Annotated in this window: 18 protein-coding genes; 5 read left to right on the forward strand and 13 right to left on the reverse strand. The window is 37.4% G+C overall.

Annotated features, from left to right (window positions below; translation table 11 throughout):
* Positions 1-86 precede the first annotated feature (86 nt).
* Positions 87-1,169: a type III polyketide synthase gene (locus ACIPKN_RS21645; protein WP_400940027.1), complete on the forward strand. Its 1,083-nt coding sequence runs from the start codon at positions 87-89 to the stop codon at positions 1,167-1,169.
* A 1-nt stretch (position 1,170) separates the two neighbouring features.
* Positions 1,171-1,713 (forward strand): isoprenylcysteine carboxyl methyltransferase family protein, encoded by a 543-nt coding sequence (locus ACIPKN_RS21650; protein ID WP_400940029.1) that lies wholly within the window; start codon positions 1,171-1,173, stop codon positions 1,711-1,713.
* A gap of 51 nt (positions 1,714-1,764) precedes the next feature.
* Here the strand turns inward: ACIPKN_RS21650 and ACIPKN_RS21655 are convergent, their stop codons facing one another.
* Entirely contained in the window at positions 1,765-2,958 is a 1,194-nt protein-coding gene (locus tag ACIPKN_RS21655; RefSeq protein ID WP_400940032.1) for a GTP-binding protein, read from the reverse strand.
* A gap of 169 nt (positions 2,959-3,127) precedes the next feature.
* On the opposite strand from ACIPKN_RS21655, the gene rpmG reads away from it, so the two are divergent.
* Positions 3,128-3,277 carry a 50S ribosomal protein L33 gene (gene rpmG, locus ACIPKN_RS21660; protein ID WP_400940035.1) on the forward strand — a complete coding sequence of 50 codons (150 nt, stop codon included), beginning with the start codon at positions 3,128-3,130 and terminating at the stop codon, positions 3,275-3,277.
* A gap of 91 nt (positions 3,278-3,368) precedes the next feature.
* Here the strand turns inward: rpmG and ACIPKN_RS21665 are convergent, their stop codons facing one another.
* The 4 genes from ACIPKN_RS21665 to ACIPKN_RS21680 form a co-directional block, all read right to left on the reverse strand.
* Positions 3,369-4,172, reverse strand: a complete 804-nt coding sequence (locus ACIPKN_RS21665) for a hypothetical protein (RefSeq protein ID WP_400940037.1) — start codon at positions 4,170-4,172, stop codon at positions 3,369-3,371.
* A gap of 14 nt (positions 4,173-4,186) precedes the next feature.
* Positions 4,187-4,483 (reverse strand): hypothetical protein, encoded by a 297-nt coding sequence (locus ACIPKN_RS21670; RefSeq protein ID WP_400940040.1) that lies wholly within the window; start codon positions 4,481-4,483, stop codon positions 4,187-4,189.
* On the reverse strand, positions 4,476-5,051 hold the full coding sequence (locus ACIPKN_RS21675) for a hypothetical protein (protein ID WP_400940043.1): 576 nt from the start codon (positions 5,049-5,051) through the stop codon (positions 4,476-4,478). Before ACIPKN_RS21675 ends, ACIPKN_RS21670 begins: the two co-directional genes overlap by 8 nt.
* Positions 5,052-5,188: 137 nt before the next feature.
* Positions 5,189-5,827 carry a BMQ_0737 family morphogenetic spore coat protein gene (locus ACIPKN_RS21680; RefSeq protein ID WP_132361363.1) on the reverse strand — a complete coding sequence of 213 codons (639 nt, stop codon included), beginning with the start codon at positions 5,825-5,827 and terminating at the stop codon, positions 5,189-5,191.
* A gap of 458 nt (positions 5,828-6,285) precedes the next feature.
* Between ACIPKN_RS21680 and ACIPKN_RS21685 the strand changes: the two genes are divergently transcribed.
* Positions 6,286-7,530 (forward strand): hypothetical protein, encoded by a 1,245-nt coding sequence (locus ACIPKN_RS21685; RefSeq protein ID WP_400940046.1) that lies wholly within the window; start codon positions 6,286-6,288, stop codon positions 7,528-7,530.
* 262 nt (positions 7,531-7,792) lie between these two features.
* Positions 7,793-8,407 carry an exosporium glycoprotein BclB-related protein gene (locus tag ACIPKN_RS21690; RefSeq protein ID WP_400940048.1) on the forward strand — a complete coding sequence of 205 codons (615 nt, stop codon included), beginning with the start codon at positions 7,793-7,795 and terminating at the stop codon, positions 8,405-8,407.
* A gap of 138 nt (positions 8,408-8,545) precedes the next feature.
* Here the strand turns inward: ACIPKN_RS21690 and ACIPKN_RS21695 are convergent, their stop codons facing one another.
* From ACIPKN_RS21695 to ACIPKN_RS21730, 8 genes are all read right to left on the reverse strand, one after another.
* The gene (locus ACIPKN_RS21695) at positions 8,546-9,058 is read right to left on the reverse strand and encodes a YfiT family bacillithiol transferase (RefSeq protein ID WP_400940050.1); all 513 of its coding nucleotides are present in this window, start codon (positions 9,056-9,058) and stop codon (positions 8,546-8,548) included.
* A gap of 150 nt (positions 9,059-9,208) precedes the next feature.
* Entirely contained in the window at positions 9,209-9,691 is a 483-nt protein-coding gene (locus ACIPKN_RS21700) for a hypothetical protein (RefSeq protein WP_400940052.1), read from the reverse strand.
* Between the two features lie 89 nt (positions 9,692-9,780).
* Entirely contained in the window at positions 9,781-10,425 is a 645-nt protein-coding gene (locus ACIPKN_RS21705; protein WP_400940054.1) for a hypothetical protein, read from the reverse strand.
* A 167-nt stretch (positions 10,426-10,592) separates the two neighbouring features.
* A complete protein-coding gene (locus ACIPKN_RS21710) occupies positions 10,593-11,372 on the reverse strand; it encodes an alpha/beta hydrolase (protein WP_400940057.1) in 780 nt (259 codons plus the stop codon).
* The gene (locus tag ACIPKN_RS21715) at positions 11,369-12,169 is read right to left on the reverse strand and encodes an ABC transporter ATP-binding protein (RefSeq protein WP_400940060.1); all 801 of its coding nucleotides are present in this window, start codon (positions 12,167-12,169) and stop codon (positions 11,369-11,371) included. Before ACIPKN_RS21715 ends, ACIPKN_RS21710 begins: the two co-directional genes overlap by 4 nt.
* An 11-nt stretch (positions 12,170-12,180) precedes the next feature.
* The gene (locus tag ACIPKN_RS21720) at positions 12,181-13,212 is read right to left on the reverse strand and encodes a FecCD family ABC transporter permease (protein ID WP_400940063.1); all 1,032 of its coding nucleotides are present in this window, start codon (positions 13,210-13,212) and stop codon (positions 12,181-12,183) included.
* The gene (locus ACIPKN_RS21725) at positions 13,205-14,212 is read right to left on the reverse strand and encodes a FecCD family ABC transporter permease (protein ID WP_142508620.1); all 1,008 of its coding nucleotides are present in this window, start codon (positions 14,210-14,212) and stop codon (positions 13,205-13,207) included. Before ACIPKN_RS21725 ends, ACIPKN_RS21720 begins: the two co-directional genes overlap by 8 nt.
* Before the next feature lie 265 nt (positions 14,213-14,477).
* Positions 14,478-15,455 carry an ABC transporter substrate-binding protein gene (locus ACIPKN_RS21730; RefSeq protein WP_400940067.1) on the reverse strand — a complete coding sequence of 326 codons (978 nt, stop codon included), beginning with the start codon at positions 15,453-15,455 and terminating at the stop codon, positions 14,478-14,480.
* Positions 15,456-15,668 lie beyond the last annotated feature (213 nt).

A 15,668-nucleotide genomic window follows, 5' to 3' on the forward strand; every position in this document is an offset into this window, starting at 1 on the left:
ATTGTCAATTATCTTCTAACAAGCATGTATCCCCTCCCCCCCTGCATACAATAAACAAGACCACTATTGGCGAAGGAGATGTTGAATTGTCAAAAATCATTTCTATCAGTACATACCAACCACCGTACACATTACAACAAATAAACGCAGAGGAGCTAACAAAGGAACTTTTCCATGCGAAAATCCCTAAATTAGAACGTTACTTAAAAGTTTTTGAGAATGGTGGTATTGCAACACGCCATTTTTGTGTACCACCTGAATGGCATCGTACTGATCATTCCTTTGAGGAACGAAACGATTTATATATTGAACTAGCTACACAATATAGCATTGATGTCATTCAAGCCTGTTTACAAAATGAAACGTTTTTACAATCACCGGTTTCTCCTAAAGACATTGATGCCATTATTTTTGTAAGTAGTACTGGTATTTCCACACCAAGTATTGATGCACGAGTTATGAATAAACTTCCTTTTTCAGACAGACTTAAACGTATTCCACTTTGGGGACTTGGCTGTGCTGGTGGTGCGGCGGGTGTTAGTAGAGCCTATGATTTTTGTCGTGCCCATCCAGAAGCAAAAGTTCTTGTCGTTTGTGTCGAGCTTTGTAGTCTAACCTTCCAACCAAATGATTTTTCAAAAAGCAACTTAATCGGTGCGTCTCTTTTTGCAGATGGAGCCGCATGTATACTCGTCTGTGGAGATGACGTGAATATCGCGGTAAAAAAAACAATACCTGCTATTATCGGGACTGGCTCTAAATGGATGCCAGATTCAGAAAATGTTATGGGTTGGAATATTAAAAACAACGGTCTACATGTCGTTTTTCAGAAAAGTATTCCTGCCATCATCACCAATTGGCTTGGCCCATTCATTGAACAATTTTTATTGGAACATGAACTATACAATGAACAGCTTACCCATTTCATCGCACATCCCGGCGGTAAAAAAGTGTTAAAAGCTTATGAAGATACTCTGTATCTAGCTTCCAAAAAAACCGATATTTCTCGGGAAATATTGAAATATCACGGAAATATGTCATCTCCTACGGTGCTATATGTATTGGAGCAATTTATGTTAAACGAAGGACAAGTAGAGGATACTGGCTTGCTCGTCGCTCTCGGCCCTGGCTTCTGCGCTGAAGCTGTATTACTTAAATGGAGGGAGTAGCATGATAATTTACATTATTTTGATCCTCGTCATTCTACAAAGATTGACAGAAGTTTTCATTGCAAAACGCAATGAAAGATGGATGCTTTCACAAGGAGCATATGAAGTTGGTTCTTCTCATTATCCATATATGGTTTCTTTGCATGCCGGTTTTTTCCTATTTTTAATTATTGAAGTCGTTACTAATCATAAAAGTTTATCACCTTTATTTCCGTTATTATTTTTATTATTTATTGCCGTTCAAGTATTACGCATTTGGTGTATCCGTTCATTAGGGTCTTTTTGGAACACAAAAATACTCATATTGCCGGATGCAGAAGTTGTACGGAAAGGCCCTTACACATTTATGCGTCATCCAAATTACGCTGTAGTTTGCTTAGAAATTATGCTTCTACCTTTAATGTTTCAAGCATATTTTACAGCATTTTGTTTTACACTTTTAAATGTGACAATGCTGTCCGTACGCATTCCACTTGAGGAAAAAGCCTTGCGAGATGCGACAAATTATAATCATGTATTTCACAAGAAGATTTCGGAGTCTTAGCCGAAATCTTCTTTGTTTCGCTTTCGCTACCTAAACACTTGCTGAAAGAAGTTAATGCCATTCCCAATTGAAGGGATCTTGTAAACCTTCCCATGAGTTATTAAACTCATCTTCCGTTAATAAACACTTGTCTAGTTCTTTTATAATCGCCTCTTTATCTAAATCAACACCAATAATAACGAGCTGTGTCATGCGATCTCCAAATTCCTCATCCCAATCCTCTACTACCTCAGGACTTTGCAAGAAAACATCCTGCTGTTGTTCCTTTGATAAAGCGGCTACCCAATAAGAAACTGGTTCTATTTTTGCCGAAGAACCTGCCTGTGATAGTAATAATGCAACATTCTGATGTTTCGCACTCCAAATAATACCCTTTGCTCGGACAATCGATTCTGGCATATGATCACACCATTCTACAAATCGCATTGGATGGAATGGTCTTCTACGCTTATAAATGAAAGAAGAAATGCCATACTCCTCCGTTTCCGGTGTATGATTTTCATGACCAAGCTCTAATTCCTTTAACCAGCCAGCAGATTCTGATACCCGTTCAAAGTCAAAGCGTCCAGTATTTAAAATCTCAGCTGGCTCTATTACACCGTTTACTGTACGAATTAGCTTGGCTTCAGGTTGTAATGCACGTAAAATACGTTCTAATCTTTCAAGCTCTTCATCTGATACTAAATCACATTTGTTTAATACAAGGACATCACAAAACTCGATTTGGTCAATGAGTAAGTCGGCAACATCCCTTTCATCTAACTCGCCGACTGCCTCCTTACGCTCTAAAAGGCTTTCACCCGACTGAAAATCATGCCAAAAACGATTCGCATCTACAACGGTCACCATCGTATCAAGTTGGCAAAACTTTGTTAAATCAATACCAAGCTCCTCATCTAAATAGCTAAATGTTTGAGCAACAGGTATTGGTTCGCTAATCCCCGTCGATTCAATTAAAATATAATCAATAGTACCGAGCCTTGCGAGACGCTCCACCTCCTGCAATAAATCCTCACGTAGCGTGCAACAAATACAACCATTCGATAACTCCACAAATTTTTCCTCTGTTCGTGAAATGCCGCTTCCATTTGCAATTAGTTCTGCATCGATATTAATTTCACTCATATCATTGACGATTACAGCAACACGCATATCTTTTTCATTTTGTAAAACGTGATTCATCATTGTTGTCTTACCAGAACCTAAATAACCACTTAACACTGTAACGGGAATTTTCTTTGTCATCTTTACAACTCCTTAAATCGTAATCATTACTATTTATAGTTTATAATTAAAACATAGAGTCCTACAAAACGCAACGCTAAAAACTTTACGGAAATACGGTATTGACATATTTCACTAAAAATAATAATGTATAAAGCGTAATTATTACGATTTAAAAGGAGGTTATTTTATGCGTGTACAAGTGACATTAGCCTGTACAGAAACAGGTGATAAAAACTATATCACTACAAAAAATAAACGAACTAATCCAGAAAGGCTGGAGCTTAAGAAATATTCACCACGTTTGAAAAGAATTACATTACACAGAGAAACGAAATAATATGTATTACGTCTAAAATCCACTAGTAACATAAAAATGGCTGTTTCAAAAGTGTCTTGTCGTACTTTTGAAACAGCCTGCAACACAAATTTTATACAGTTTTATCAGTATTGATTTCTATAGTCAGCTCGTGCAATTTGTGGTCCAGATCCTCAAGTAATCGTAATTTATGATTCAATTGCTTCTCAAAATCAATTGATTGAGCAAACACCTTATTTACTTGGGCATCTATATGTGTAAAAAACCCTGGATTCATCATCGTTTTTCCACTCGGGGAAAGGCTATATTTTTTTACATCCGCTAATTCTTCCGTTAATTTTGCTATCTCACTGCTTTTCTCCTCTATTTCTTTAGTTAAATACTTATTAAGATTGTCTGAATTGGCTTGTTCTAATCGGGATCTTTCAAGGGCTTCAATGATAGTATTCATTTGTTGGCTTATATCCTTTGTAAAAACATTCAGCTTCTTTTCAATGCAATCCACTATAGTCTTATCATGAACATCTGAATTCGCAGAAAGAAATTCATCTTTAGTGGATTTTAACGTTTCCTTCATTAGCTTATTTTCTGCACGCAGCTCTTCTAATTCCTTTAATAAACCCTCTATCGAAGAAAGTTGTTTTTTTTTCTGGGTTTCTCTTGCTTGTATATCTTCATAGTAAATCTTTAATTTTTTTTCATGGTCTCTCTTCTGCTTTAAAAGCTCCATCGAAAGATCCTTTTTCTGTTTTGTTAATTGAACATTTTCCCGCTCTAATCTCAGTACTAGTGAATAATAATCACTATCTCTGAGCCTTTTAACTTCATTTTTATATTTCGCTAATTCGGCTCTTAAAAAAATGATCATTTGCTGCAACTGAATAGGATCATTGTTTTTAACAATATCATTATCCACACTCGCGCCTCCTATCACGACATTTGTTTAAGTAAACTAATCACTTCTTCAAATTGCTCCTTGCTATCCTCTAATATCTCATCAAGCCGCTTGATAATCTTAATTTCTATTTCCTCATCACCAATTTCTTCAGCTTTGCTCTTTTCTCCTGACATTAAATAGGCAAGAAGTAGATTCAATGTGCCTTTTTCGAGATAAGCAAAGCTGTTATTTTTCGTATTATTATAGTTAGATAGATTCGTAAGCTGTTCCTTTATTAGTTGATGGACAACACTATCTATTTTTTGATTTATATTTTCAGACTCACTCATTTTCATCCCCCTGTGTATGACTAATTCCATTGAGATTAATTGGATTTAAGACGACGACACCATCTTTTAGCTCATCACAATATGTAAAACCCATGATACTTCCTGAATAAGAAAAATTATGACCCCACTTAATCTGAAAGTTAGGAAATGATAATGTTTCATTTGGCTCTAACGTTGTTTTTCCTATAGGTCTAAGCCAGAATTCCTCCTTGCTCGATTGATCATTGATTCGCTCCCAGCTACTGTTGCCTTTTAAATTTGGTGCGAAATGTTCATAAACATACCTTCCAGAGAAAGAGAATGGAGAGTCTTCAGGCAGTTTTATACATAGATACGGATTCGTTATAGGCTGATTACCTATATTGCGAATATGATAAGAGCCCAAGCATAAGCTTTCCTCATCAGGATTATAAGAAATATTGAACGAGGACGTGAAATAACTAATGATGTTGACACTATCCGGAATAATAAGCTTCTCAACCGTTTTTTTAATTTCATGAACATAAAAATCTGTTTGTTTTTTTAGTTCATTTATCTTTTCTTCCACATGATCGATACGAGTAGTCATAATTAGTACCCCCTTACCAATAGTATTTAATTAACCAACCTACTTTAAGCGCTAGCTACTGTCTGAAATATTTCATAAAAAAAAAGAGAGGATTAACCTCTCTTTATAATATGATTTTCTTCTATGTGTTAGTACCATTAACCAACTGTTGGGAATATAGCAGGGCACTGCTGCGGGCGTACTACACCCGGACATGCGAACGGTAATTCTGCTCTTGGTTCGCAGAAAGTCGCTAAGAATTCCACAGTTACTGGGAATGTAGATTGAATACTTTGGCAAACAGATACAGTAATCGTTAATGCAGAAAACGTAATTGTACCTGCTCCAGCTGTTAATGTTCCAGTTGTACACACGAAACAATCTAAATCCGTGAATAAAATTTCTACATCTGTCCCTGTTGGCGCACATAATGTAACTTGTTCGCAACGAGAAAGTGGAATAGTATTGCTTGTGAACATAGTGCCGTTCGGTAAACAAACAACTATTGTAAGAATAAAATTCTTTTGAATAGTTAAATTTTGAAGACATACAGTTGCACCATCAATTGAGAATTGGCGATTCTCACGGTTCAAGATAACAATAGGATTAGTTGTTGATGGAACTACCTTACATGTAACTACTGCACCTGTTAAATCAGTCGTTGGCGTTACTCCTGGAAAAGTAATTGGTCCAGTAGGGGAAAAATCAAACGACATTTCCTTTACAATCCAGTCAAATACCTTATCGACGTTTATACAAATAAGTTCTTGCGCCTGGGATGGCATATTCTCTAGCATCCTTTTGACACCTCCATAATTTTTTTACCTTTCGTTTGTATCTTATGTTTTCTAACTAAAAGTGCATGGGCTAAAAAGTAATTCGTTCTGATTTTTATTAATCAATTATGCCTCAGCAACATTGCCGCTGTCGCACAGATAAATTGCCACAGGGCGTTGCGTTCTTACTGAGTTCCTCTATTATTAGCAGGTGTTTGGACACCTGCTGAAAAGTAACTTAAATCAGCATGTATCACATCACCTATAAAGGCGAGAGACTTCTGTAACTGATGCTTCACTTTCGCTACAAAAAATAATTACTGAAAGAAGTTAAAATACTTAAGTATCAGTATGAATCGTTTTTGCTTATACCGCCCTTTCTTAAGGAGAAACTAAAATGTTTGAAAGGACCGGTATATTTGTAACAGAAAGTAAACATTTTTAATAAAATATAAATGGACTGAAAGGGGTGAAATGCAATGGAAGATTCAAAGTTGTACTCCACTCAAGACATTGAAAAATTGAAGCAAAAAATAGAAGGCTACAAGGATACATTAACTTCATTAAAAATGGGAACTTCAATTGAAGATTACCTATTTATGAAAATGGATTTTGATGAAATTAAATCGCAAATGGCACTGTTAGAAGAGCTAAACGAAACAATAGATGATAAGCAAAAAAATTCACAAATCAGAGGCTATGAGGAGCAGATAAAACTTCTATCAGCACAAATTGAGTCTTTGAATCAAACAATTGAGGAAATGAACCGAGATATACTAAAGGTTTTAAACAAATTACTGACGATTGAAAATACCGAAGCTCCAACCACTCCACCTAAAACTGAAAAAATATTTAATTTTATTGCTAACGGTGCTCAGGGGGATTCGATCATTACACAGACAACAAGCCCGTCGGCGAACACATCTAAGCAGCCCTCTTATAAAATGCTACAAAATCTGGCAGGTAAAGCAACAAATACGCAATTAGATGTAAACAATGGTACACCTTCTACTCGCAACGGAAATCAAAAAGATGTACCCGAGGAACGCCATTTTAATCAGCAATACTTTCAATCAATAAATACTCATCCAAGCCAAATATATAATGGCTTATATAGAAATACTAACACTGAATCCACCTTCCATTTTAAACACGCTACGAGCACACAGGAAATTCCAGTTAGTATCAATGGACCTGCCTTAGCGCCTGACGATGCCTCAACTCCTGAAAATTACAGAAAAAAAAATACTGCTGTCACTGTAGCTGAAATGAACGCTGCCATAACGAATGAGCCAAGCAATCTTGAAGTACTTGAAACCGTTATTGAGCCTGTCATTCTGGAAGCGGCCGAAAACGTTATTGAACCTGTCATTCCGGCAGTAGCCGAAAACGTTATTGAGCCTGTCATTCCGGCAGTAGCCGAAAACGTTATTGAGCCTGTCATTCCGGAAGCGACTGAAATGGTTAATGAGCCTGTCATTCCGGAAGCGACTGAAATGGTTAATGAGCCTGTCATTCTAGGAACAGATAAAGTGGTTAACGAGCAAGTGGACGCAAATAAATCACCTATTTTAAAAGGTGATGAATGTGAAATTGTTGAACCTACATTAGGGGAAGTATATGAAACCCATGCACAAATTGAAGAGATAAACGAATCACATGAGGAAAACCAGAAAAAAGAGAAGGGTTCTTTATTTTTCAATTTCTTTCGAAAATGGAGTTAGTTTTAAAGTTGGTGTGTACACAGTATAGGATCAATCTAGATTTATACGATAAACTTGTCCAATACGTATGAAAATACATATTGGACTTTTTTTAATTAACCAAATAAGCAGAAAGTCAATTTCATTATAGAATACTTGCCATTGACAAAAAAACCTCTAAAAAAGGCCTCCATAATATCCACATATAAAAACTACAATGTGGATATTTGCCCTAACCCTATAATCTTAGCTGAATAGAATAATGAAGAAAGGGGGTGTAAAAATGTGTATGAATTGTATGAATTCAACGTGCGGCGGCTGCGCAAATCAAAATAATCAGTGTAATGCACTTGGTCCTTTTGAAGCTATTGAAGCTGCATGTATTACGACTCCACCAGCAACAGGCTCCATCATCCCATTCGCATCAGGAATAGTTCCTGTTGTTTTAACATCAGTTCTTGGTGGCGCTATCGGTACAGTTAGTCTTGTAGGATTCGGTACGTCTATTCCAGGGGTAACTCTTACTGGTACAAATATAGATTTAACTGCCGCTACAGGAACAGAAGCCTTTTCAGTTCCACGTGCTGGTACTATTACATCTATTTCTGCATCATTGTCTGCAACAGTTGCCGTAACCCTTACAGGAACAGCAACAGTCAGAGCACAAATTTACCGCGCGGTTGCGGGAAGTAATGTTTTCAGCCCTACAACAGCATTTGTTGATTTAGCACCAGCTCTCTCAACAATAGCAGTAGGTACTATTACATTTGGTACTGCAAACGTTGCACCAGTGCCAGTAGCTGCTGGTGATCGCTTATTAATGGTGTTCTCCATTACTTCCTCAGGGATTGTTGCTACTGTTACTGGTAACGCAAGTGCAGGAATTAATATTGTATAAAAAATTATGTTCGTAAGTTAGATAAAGCTACTATATCATTATCCTTGTAACATACGATATTTACTTGAAAACAATTTCAAAAGTAGGCGATTTTCTTCAAGATCTGGAAATCGCCTATTTTCACTTTGGAAAAATTCTTTATTTAGCCAAAGCAAGATGAATATGAGCAAGATGATGTTTCCCATGCCAAGCATATAAGGCTACAGCTTTTTCAAGTGTCATTAATCCTGAATCAGGATGATTAAATGCTCGTTGTAATTGCTTTGCTGTTAAGTTTGTTAGCAAATAAACCCAGCGTTCATGTAAGCTCTCAATCATTTTATAAGATGTTGAAGCAGGCATTTCCGAATCCGGAAGCTGTGCCCATTCCACTTCGTTATAAGGTTTAATTGTCGGAATATCCTCCGTCAAAGCTAGCTTAAAACGGATGTAGCTATTCATATGACTATCTGCAATATGGTGGACAAGCTGCGTAACAGTCCAAGCATTTTCTCGGTAGGATTTCGTTAATGCTTGCTCACTTGCCCCACTAAGTGCCTCTGCTAGTTGTTTCGGTAATAGACGAATATCCTCCACCCATTCCTGTACCTGCTGTGCTGTAACTACTTCCGGAAATTGAAATTGTCCAATTGGATATCGTAAATCGGTCATAATAACTATCCTCCATTTCTATTTTCTTACTTTTTATTTTACCAATTTTATAATTCTGTCGCTATTCGCATTCATTCCGCTAAGCAAAACCCTCATTTTATAAGAATCTCAGCTTACAAAACGAAGGTCATTATGTGAAATATTCACTCTCTATTCATGTATATCGTAAATTAACGTATCAAAATAACTTTCATTTATATACAGTAAAATCGCCCATTCCCCCGGTTTTGGGATTTTTACACTTGATGGTCTATGGGCATCTGCACCATTAACAGGACCACCAAGCCCTATAGTCCAGCCATCTACTAAGATAGGGTGCACTGTTTTTGAATCTTTATGATACCCGACAATTGTTAACTTGGTATCACGACCTTCTGCAATTCCCCAAAGATGCCACATCCATTTTTGAGTGTTTAAACTCGGCATATTAGCACCGATAACACCTGATTTATCCTCATTACCAATAATACCTCTCTCTCCAAACTCTACAGCCTTTTTGTCCCAATCAATCGATTTGAAGTCACTTTCTTGCACAAAGTCAGGTAAATCCTTTGGCAGGGTAACCGCTTTCTCATGCATTGTACAACCTACCAACAATAACAACACTGTTACCATAAGTACCCATCGCCTCATTACTACACTCCCTACTAGCCATAGTTATTTCATTAAACGAATGTATCACGCAAATGTTACAGAGTATTTAGAAAATTACACACATTCTTTTATTCTATAGATCTCATCACAAATTTAACTAACGACTTTAGTGGATGAGTGATCGTTAAAGCTGTCTCTTTTTCGAATTGCCGTGCTGCCTCAACCATTGAAAGCTGTGCAACTGAAATATACTGCTGTTCCCCTGCTACATCATGAAGGGCTTGTATAATAACATTATTATATGCATCCTTTTTTCCCTGAATAATCAGTTCAAACGTATTGTCGATAATTATTATTTCAGTATTAATGGTTTTTTCATGTAGTAAAGCGTATTGTTGAAGTCTGTTCATCGTACCTTTAACGGTTTCAGGGTTTGTAAAAAGAATCGTTTGAGGCTGTTTTTCTTCACATACTGTTTCAAAGAAGGGCTCATCTATTTTCATAATGGGAATAGAAAGCTCCAGCTGTTCTTTCTCTAACAATGCAATATAATTCGTGCACGTTATTAAAATGGCATCCATGTTACAGCTTTCCATCCATTCAAGTTGCTCTTTCACCTTAAAAGCAAACCCTTCAGTCCCTTTTGATACTTGCTGTATAAGACCTGGATCCACAAAATGTACTAGTTCTACTTTCTCAATGTTTTGAAATGCCTGTTCTATATACTCGATATTTGAATAATGTGCATGTAAACAGCCAAGCTTTTTCTTCAAGGCTAGCCCCCCTAATTAGTAAGCTGTTTCTCCATTGTCACTACAGAAAGCGAAAAACCGTTACGATTTTCTTCCTTGCTTTCTTTTGTAACAATATATCCCAATGAGTAATAAAATTTTAAACAAAAATAAACCGCATTACCATAAAATAATGCGGTCATCACTATTTATTTTTTGTTCACAAAACGTATTGCTCTACTCATAACAGTTGGGACGATTGAAGCATGATTTTCCTCCAACGCTTCATAGAAGGAGATATCCATGATTTTCTGTAATTCACTCGCGATTTGTTGTGCATCATCCACCATAAAGGTTTCTAGTTCTCCCACACCGATGAATAGTTTTTCATAAGCAAATGGACGTTCTTTTAAAAAAGTTGACGCATAACCTACTAGTTCATGCTCATTCCACCAAATAGAAGGGCTAATCGCTATATAACGTTGGAAGCTTGCTTGATGATAGAATAATTGCCAAAGTACATAGTAACCCGCTAATGAATGCCCAAACAGTGCTTCATGCTGCACATTTACTGGGAATTTAGCCTGAATACTTGGCTTTAATTCCTCCTCTAAAAATCTACTAAAGTTCTCTGCTCCACCATGTTTCTCATAGCCATTACCTTTAAATCTTGCGGGATACGTATACGTTTCGGCTTGTCCTGTAAAATCATAAAATCTCCGTTCATGCATATCCGCACCATGTCCAATCCCTACAACAATAGTTGGCAAAACACCCGTTTTAGGTGCATTACGACTTTGTAGGCGGACCGCTTCCTTTACAAGATGGAAATAGGACGATCCATCTAATACGTATAAAACTGGAACCCCCCCCTGCGGTACTTCTCCATTCGGTACATAGATATTTACTGTATAAGTATAATCCGTAAATTTCGATACAATTTGCTGCGTCTCATAATCAAGTACTTTCTCGATTTTTCCCTCCATCATTTGTCGGTCTCCTTCATAACATCATAGCCATAACATACTGGTGTTTTCGTAACTGGATCTTGCATAATACGTGCATTAATATTGAATACGTTCCGCATAACATCTGCACATAAAATTTCCTCAGGCGTGCCAGTTTTCATTACAGCTCCCTGCCGCATTGCGATTAAATGATCGGAATATCGTGCCGCGTGATTAATATCGTGCAATACCATAACAATCGTACAACGATGCTGTTCGTTTAAGTCTTTCACAATTTCTAGCACTTCTAACTGATGCGCCATATCTAAATAAGTTGTCGGTTCATCTAATAACAAGATATTCGTTTCTTGGGCTAAGGCCATTGCAAGCCATACACGTTGCCGTTGCCCTCCAGAAAGCTGAGCAAGCTCCCGATTTCGATACTCCATCGTATTTGTCACATTTAAAGCCCATTCAATCATTTCCTCATCCTTTTTTGTTATGCGATTAACATTGTTACGATGTGGATAACGACCATAAGCAATAAGCTCCTCAACCTTTAACTGACCTGGGGCAATAGGCGTCTGGGACAAGATTGCTAGCTTTTTCGCAATTTCCTTCGTCGATAAATTTTGCATATTTTGGTCCTGTAAATAGACCGTTCCTTGCTGCTTCTTTAATATACGACCAATTGTTTTTAATAATGTTGATTTTCCACATCCATTTGGGCCAATAATAGTCGTAACCTTTCCTTCTTCTATTGTTAAATTTAAGCCTTCAAACACACGAACCTGCTCATAGCCAGAAGCCAAATTTTCCATTCTAAATGCAGTTTGCATACTATTTCCCCCTATGCCTTCGATTTCACTAGTAAATATAAGAAATATGGAATCCCGATAATCGAAACAACAATACCAACTGCCAGTTCAGAAGGCGCAAACACTGTTTTCCCTATAAAGTCAGCAAAAATAAGCAATCCCGCACCTATTAATGCACTTACTGGCATGACATAACGATGTTGTATCCCAACAAGCTGTTTAGCAATATGTGGTGCCATTAAACCAATAAAACCGATACTACCTGACACCGATACGCAGGCACTGACTAAGCCGACGCTTGCCAATAACAGCTTCATCTTCTCTTTTTCTACCGCTATCCCTAAGCTAGTAATACTGTCCTCTTCTAATTGAAAATAATCGAGCAAATATGATTTCCGATAAACATAAAAGCCTATTAAAATAAGCCATGGTAGCATAGTCACAACAAAAATCCAGTTGGCATTATAAATAGAACCAGCCATCCAAACTGCAGCAGCTTCATAATCCTGAGCATTCATTTTCAATGATAAAAACAGTGACAATGCCCCGAATCCACTATTAATCGCAATCCCTGTTAAAATTAGCCGTTGCATATCTAAATGACCATTTTTCAGGGCAAACGTGTAAATTAACACAGCAGCCATCGCACCACCAACGAATCCAAAGATCGGCATCATCAAAATGGACAGCCAGCTACTCATATCTGCAGATGTGAGATGTAATTGAAAGAAAAACATAAAGATAACTACCGCTGCACCAGCACCAGCATTGATCCCTAAAATCCCAGGGTCTGCTAGGCCATTACGCGTAATACCTTGTAGCACAACCCCTGCCATCCCTAAACCAACACCTACTAGTGCTGCAATGACAATACGTGGTAAACGAAATTCAAAAATGACAAGATCAAATTTTGAATTTGGTTCAATGCGTAGCAATGTTTTTAAGATATCCATCACTGACATATCAAAGACACCGTTTGTAAGATGTAGATAGCTGGCACCAAAAATAAATAATATGAGTATCGAAACAGTCATAACGAATACACTCGAGGTTTTTTTACGCACGTTTTTCACCTCCGTGTTTACGTACTAAATATAAGAAGAACGGAACACCAACAAATGCCGTTAATACACCGATTGGCGTTTCGAATGGGTAATTAACAAAGCGACTGAGTACATCACAAAGCGCTAAGAAAAATGCTCCTACTGCAGCTGCACACGGAATGATAAAACGGTAATCCACTCCAACAAGGAAACGTGTAATATGAGGAATGACTAATCCTACAAAGGCAATCTTTCCTACAAGTGCAACAGCTGTACCTGTTAAACAGACAACGGCTAGCATACTAATAATTTTCACGGCTTTTGTTTTTTGCCCGAGTCCAATAGCTATATCTTCTCCTAATGAAGTTATCGTAATGGACTTAGCTGATACTAATGCAAGAACTAAACCGACTAGCCCAAATGGAATAGCTAGCATGAGCATATCCATATCCACCATATGTACCTTTGTGTTATACCAAACACTTACCGTTTGTGATACTTGGAAATACATCGCAATGGCTGTAGCAATACTGCTCAAAAACGTACCAATGACCGTTCCAATAATAGCGAGCCTTACTGGTGATAAACCATTTCGAATTAAAGAGCCAAAACCAAATACAATCCCTGCTCCTAATGCTGAACCGAACATTGAAAGTAATATCATTTGGTAATTAGGAAGCCCTGGGAAAAATACTATTGCTAACGTAATCATAAATGCAGAACCATCATTAACTCCCATTAGCGAAGGGGATGCTAAATAATTTCGTGTAATACCTTGCATTACTGCCCCAGCCACCGCTAAAAATGACCCAACTAGTAATACCGCGGCAATTCTAGGAATACGTCCTGTTCGTATAATTTGGTGGTCAACATTCGAAGGATCAAATGCAGTAATCGCCTGCCACACCGTAATTGCACTAATGTCTTTTGTGCCGTACATAACGGATACTAATGCCACAATTGCAATTAGGATTGGAGCAGCTGCTAATATTGAAAATGCCACAATGTTTGTTTTTTTCAACTTCCACACCTTTTTCTATATCAATTATTCCTCGGCATCATTGTAGCTGTCGCTGTGCTTTCGCTACAGATAAACAATGCGTCCGAAGGCTTTGGCCCAACACGATGTTGGTCACTCAGGCGTTTTCACAGGATGTGAAGTTCTTAGCCTAAGTTCCTCTTTTCAGCGGATGTTTGGACATCCGATAAAAGAAGTTGAACTCTATCTTATAAAAGGCTGGTAATAGCCTGGTGATGCCACCAAATCTACTACCAGCCTCTTTATACTATTTAAGTAATTTTTCAGCTGCGATATCTAAGAATTTAACTTTAGACCATGCAGTACCACCTTGCGCTAAAGGTTCAATGGCATTTAAGAAAACTTGATTATTTTGTGATGCCTTTAAGCTTGCAAAGATTGGATTCTTTTGTAGCTCTTCTAATGCTTTTGGTGCGTCAGCATTTTCTGATTCCTCAAATTGAAGGAAAATAGCATCTGGATTAACCTCTGCTAATGTTTCAAGAGATAGTTCAGCCTGTGCCTTTGCAGTTTTTAAAACCTCTGGTATTGGAGCCCCTAAATCTTCATATAGAACAGGGTTTAAATAAACTCCCGCAGGATAGATATACATGATGCCACCACGTACTCGAATAACTAGAACTTGCTTGTCCGCTAATTGCTCTTTAGATTTCATTTGAGAATCAGCAACCTTCGCTTCATAATCAGCAATAATTTTTTTAGCCTCGTCTTCTTTACCTGAAAGCTGTGCAAGTAATGTTAAGTTCTCTTTCCAATTTGTAGAGACATGTGAATATGGAATCATCGTTTGAATTTTATTGAGCTTTTCAGCCATTTCCTTAGGGTATTTTGTGGAACCTAAAATAACATCTGGATCAAGTTTAAGAATGGCTTCACTATTCGGTGTCATTTTATCTCCAACAAGCTCAGCACCTTCTAATTCAGAAGCAAGATATGCTGGAATTTTTCCAGCGATATCAAGCACGCCAACAGGCTTGATACCGAGCATTGCCGCATCTTCCATAGACTCTAAGCTTGCAGCTACTATGTTTTTGACATCTGCGGCAATTTCGTATTTTTCACCTAAGTATGTAATCGTTTGTGTTTTCGCTTGATCTTGTGTTTCTGATGCACTAGTTTCTGCTGCATTATTTGTAGATTTAGATTCTTCTGCTTTATCCGTTCCACATGCAGCCAAGGATAGAGCTAATAGAGCAGGTGCACACATTTTAAAATATTTATTCATAGATTTTCTCTCCTAACGAACATAATTATATTGATAATGATAATCATTTTCATTTATAAGTCAATAGCATTGATCCTTTTAATTGATATTCATTATCATTTACGGATACTATCCTAACAAAGAGAAAACCAGTTGTGAATGGACGAATTCGCGAAGCACATGGACTTTTGCCGATTTTCGACCACAAAAAAAGCCGCTTCTTTTTTAAGAAAC

Source organism: Lysinibacillus sp. NPDC086135 (assembly GCF_044746345.1).
Lineage (GTDB): Bacteria > Bacillota > Bacilli > Bacillales_A > Planococcaceae > Lysinibacillus.